Below are 4,180 nucleotides of genomic sequence, written 5' to 3' on the forward strand. Positions count from 1 at the left end.
GGCCGGTACGAAGCCGGCAGGTGCCCCTCTCTCCCGCGCCGGGACCGGTCCCATGGTCCCGGCGCATCCCCACGCAGACACGCGAGACGCGAGAAGAGATTCACACCATGGCGAACTTCACCGCCGCGGACGTCAAGAAGCTCCGTGAGCTCACCGGCGCCGGCATGATGGACTGCAAGAAGGCCCTGGACGAGGCCGAGGGCAACGTCGAGAAGGCCGTCGAGCTCCTGCGCATCAAGGGCCAGAAGGGCGTTGCCAAGCGCGAGGGCCGTGACGCCTCCAACGGCGCCGTCGCCGCGCTGATCGCCGAGGACAAGAAGTCCGGCGTTCTGGTCGAGCTGAACTGCGAGACGGACTTCGTCGCCAAGGGTGACAACTTCGTCCAGGTCGCCGACGCCATCGCCGCCCACGTCGCGAAGACCGCCCCGGCCGACCTGGACGCCGCCCTGGCTTCCGAGATCGAGGCCGGCAAGACCGTCCAGCAGTTCGTCGACGAGGCCAACGCGACCCTGGGCGAGAAGATCGTCTTCCGTCGCTTCGCCCAGTTCGACGGTGACGGCTTCGTCGCGGTCTACCTCCACAAGACCAGCCCCGACCTGCCGCCGGCCGTCGGCGTCCTGGTCGAGCTGGACAAGGAGAACGCCGAGGTCGCCAAGGACGTCGCGCAGCACATCGCCGCCTTCGCGCCGAAGTACCTGTCCCGCGAGGAGATCCCGGCCGAGGAGCTCGAGAACGAGCGCCGCGTCGCCGAGGCCACCGCCCGCGAGGAGGGCAAGCCGGAGGCCGCCCTGTCGAAGATCGTCGAGGGCCGCGTCACCGGCTTCGTGAAGGAGAACTCCGTCCTGGAGCAGGCCTTCGCGAAGGACAACAAGAAGACCGTCGCCAAGGTCCTCGAGGAGAACGGCGTCGCCCTCAAGCGCTTCGCCCGCTTCCGCGTCGGCGCCTGAGCCACGTTCCACCTGGTCCCCGGCCCCCTTACGCTGGGAACCGCCCCCGCCCGCTGACCGGGGCGGGAGGAACGCCGAACGGGCTCACCCCGCGCCTACCGCCAACGGGCGGGCTCGCGTCGGCACCATGAACGACGAGGAGGCCATTGCCGTGCAGGACACCGAACCGGTTCCCGCGGCAGTGGCCTCCTCGCGTGTACGCGCAGGCCGGGCATCCGCACACCCGCGTCTGTGACCAGTAGGTGCAAAAAGGAGAAGTCCATGCAGGAGACGCAGGAGACCGCGCAGGACCCCAAGGTCGGCTCGCGCCGCCGGGTGCTGCTCAAGCTGTCCGGTGAAGCCTTCGCCGGTGGCGGCGGGCTCGGCGTCGACCCGGACGTCGTGCACGCGATCGCCCGGGAGATCGCCACCGTCGTCCGCGCCGGTACCGAGGTCGCGGTGGTCATCGGCGGCGGCAACTTCTTCCGGGGCGCCGAGCTCCAGGTCCGCGGCATGGACCGGGCCCGCTCCGACTACATGGGCATGCTCGGCACCGTCATGAACTGCCTGGCGCTGCAGGACTTCCTGGTCAAGGAAGGCATCGAGACCCGGGTCCAGACCGCCATCACCATGGGCCAGGTCGCCGAGCCGTACCTGCCGCTGCGGGCCGTCCGGCACCTGGAGAAGGGCCGCGTGGTGATCTTCGGCGCCGGTATGGGCATGCCGTACTTCTCCACCGACACCACGGCCGTCCAGCGCGCCCTGGAGATCCACGCCGACGTCCTGCTGATGGGCAAGAACGGCGTGGACGGCGTCTACGACTCCGACCCCCGCACCAACCCGGACGCGGTCAAGTTCGACGCGCTGGAGTACTCCGAGGTCATCGCGCGCGACCTCAAGGTCGCCGACCTCACCGCGATCACGCTGTGCAAGGACAACAACCTGCCGATGCTGGTCTTCGAGCTGCTGGCGGAGGGCAATATCGCGCGTGCGGTGAAGAGTGAGAAGATCGGCACACTCATCAGCCAGGATTCTGTCCGGGCCTGAGCAGCAACCAGCCGTACGGGACGGCGGCGGCGCCGTGACCGGCCGCCGCGCCGACACCGGTCGGGACAACAGCAGATGAACCGGACAGGGAGACCACAGTGATCGAAGAGACCCTCCTCGAGGCCGAGGAGAAGATGGAGAAGGCCGTCAGCGTCGCCAAGGACGACCTCGCGGCCATCCGCACCGGCCGCGCGCACCCGGCGATGTTCGCCAAGATCGTCGCGGAGTACTACGGCGCCGTGACGCCGATCAACCAGCTGGCCTCCTTCTCGGTGCCGGAGCCGCGGATGGCGGTCGTCTCGCCGTTCGACAAGACCGCGCTGAAGGCCATCGAGCAGGCGATCCGCGACTCCGACCTGGGCGTCAACCCGTCCAACGACGGCTCGATCATCCGCGTGGTGCTGCCCGAGCTGACCGAGGAGCGCCGCCGGGAGTTCATCAAGATCGCCCGCACCAAGGGCGAGGACGCCAAGGTCTCGATCCGCGCCGTGCGCCGCAAGGCCAAGGACGCGATCGACAAGCTGGTGAAGGACGGCGAGGTCGGCGAGGACGACGGCCGCCGCGGCGAGAAGGAGCTCGACGACACCACGGCCAAGTACGTGGCCCAGGTCGACGAGCTGCTGAAGCACAAGGAAGCCGAGCTGCTCGAGGTCTGATGAACGACGCCCCTGACGCCCCCGGCTACTGGGGCCCGTCCGACCAGCAGTTCCAGCCCTACCGCCCGGCGCCGCACCCGCAGGCCGCCCCTGTCCCGGCCCACCCGGCGCCGGGGTACGGCGCGCGGCCGGCGGCGCCGGCCCAGGGACATCCCGGCCACCCGGGCGGCCACGCCGTGCCCCCGGGCACGCCGGGCGTCCCCCCGGGAGCGCCGGGCCTCCGTTCGGATCAGCCGCAGCAGCCTCCGGTGTACTGGGGCGGCGACGCGGAGGAGACTCAGGTCATGCCTCCCGTACCGGCCGAGCCCGGCCCGCCGCCGGGCACGCCCGACCCCGGTCGGTCGGCCGCCCGCGGCCGGCCCGCGGCCCACGGGCGTCCCGCCGCCGGCGGCCCGGCCGACCCCGCCGAGGGGCAGGCCCGGGGGGCCGGTCGGCTGAGCGGCCCGCTGTTCCGGGACGAACAGCCCGAGCCGGCGCCGCCGGGCGTCACGGAGACGGTCGTGCTGCGCGCGATATCCGACGACGCCACTCCCGCTCCCGCCCCCGGTCACGGCATCCCGCCGCACCCGGGGGCACCGGTGCATCCCGCGCCGCCGGCGAACCACCTGGCGGCCGGGCAGCCCCGCTTCGTGCCGTCGTCCCTCCCAGGGCAGGAGACACCCGTGGCCGCCCAGCCCGCCCCGCAGCCGCAGCCGCGCAAGCAGCGCGGTGGCCGTAATCTCCAGGCCGCCATAGGCGTGGGTGTCGGCCTCGGTGCGGTGATCATCGCCTCGCTGTTCGTGGTGAAGGCGCTGTTCCTGGTCGTCGTGATGGCCGCGGTCGCGGTCGGCGTCTGGGAGCTGACCAGCCGGCTCGCCGAGCGCAAGCAGATCAAGGCGCCGCTGGTCCCGCTGGTCGTGGGCGGCATCGCGATGGTCGCCACCGGCTACTGGTCCGGCATCCAGTGGGCCGCCGCCTCGCTCGCGCTGACCGGGCTGGCGGTGATGGTCTGGCGGATGGCCGAGCCGCCGGAGGACTACCTGCGGGACATAACGGCAGGCGTGTTCACGGCCTTCTACGTGCCGTTCCTGGCCACCTTCGTGGCGATGATGCTGGCGGCCGACGACGGCCCCCAGCGGATCGTGCTCTTCCTGATCGTGACGATCTGCAGCGACACCGGCGCCTACGCGGTGGGCTACAAGTTCGGGAAGACCAAGCTGGCCCCGACGATCAGCCCGGGCAAGACCCGCGAGGGCCTGGCCGGCGGCATCGGCCTGTCGATGCTGGCGGGCGCGCTGCTGATGCAGCTGATCATCGACGGCGGCAGCTGGTGGCAGGGCCTGATCCTGGGCGGCTGTGCGGCGGTCACCGCGACCCTGGGCGACCTGGGCGAGTCGATGATCAAGCGCGACCTCGGGATCAAGGACATGGGCACGCTGCTGCCCGGCCACGGCGGCATCATGGACCGGCTGGACTCGCTCCTGCCGACCGCCCCGGTGGTCTGGCTGCTGCTGGCGGCCTTCGTCGGGAGCTGATCCGCACGGGCGGGACGTACCAGGTGAGGGCCCCGGA

The 4,180-nt window shown here is 71.4% G+C and carries 4 protein-coding genes; all 4 read left to right on the forward strand.

Annotated features, from left to right (window positions below; all coding sequences use genetic code 11):
• Positions 1–107: 107 nt before the first annotated feature.
• Positions 108–947, forward strand: coding sequence for a translation elongation factor Ts (gene tsf, locus ACFU6K_RS32775; RefSeq protein WP_074001524.1), 840 nt, complete (start codon positions 108–110; stop codon positions 945–947).
• A 261-nt stretch (positions 948–1,208) separates the two neighbouring features.
• Positions 1,209–1,973, forward strand: a complete 765-nt coding sequence (pyrH, locus tag ACFU6K_RS32780) for a UMP kinase (RefSeq protein WP_363624867.1) — start codon at positions 1,209–1,211, stop codon at positions 1,971–1,973.
• A 98-nt stretch (positions 1,974–2,071) separates the two neighbouring features.
• Positions 2,072–2,629: a ribosome recycling factor gene (gene frr / locus ACFU6K_RS32785; RefSeq protein WP_049657639.1), complete on the forward strand. Its 558-nt coding sequence runs from the start codon at positions 2,072–2,074 to the stop codon at positions 2,627–2,629.
• A 284-nt stretch (positions 2,630–2,913) separates the two neighbouring features.
• Positions 2,914–4,143 (forward strand): phosphatidate cytidylyltransferase, encoded by a 1,230-nt coding sequence (locus tag ACFU6K_RS32790; protein WP_380669255.1) that lies wholly within the window; start codon positions 2,914–2,916, stop codon positions 4,141–4,143.
• Positions 4,144–4,180: the final 37 nt, after the last annotated feature.

Origin of the sequence: Kitasatospora sp. NPDC057512, assembly GCF_042802135.1 — a bacterium.
In the GTDB taxonomy this organism is placed as follows: domain Bacteria; phylum Actinomycetota; class Actinomycetes; order Streptomycetales; family Streptomycetaceae; genus Kitasatospora.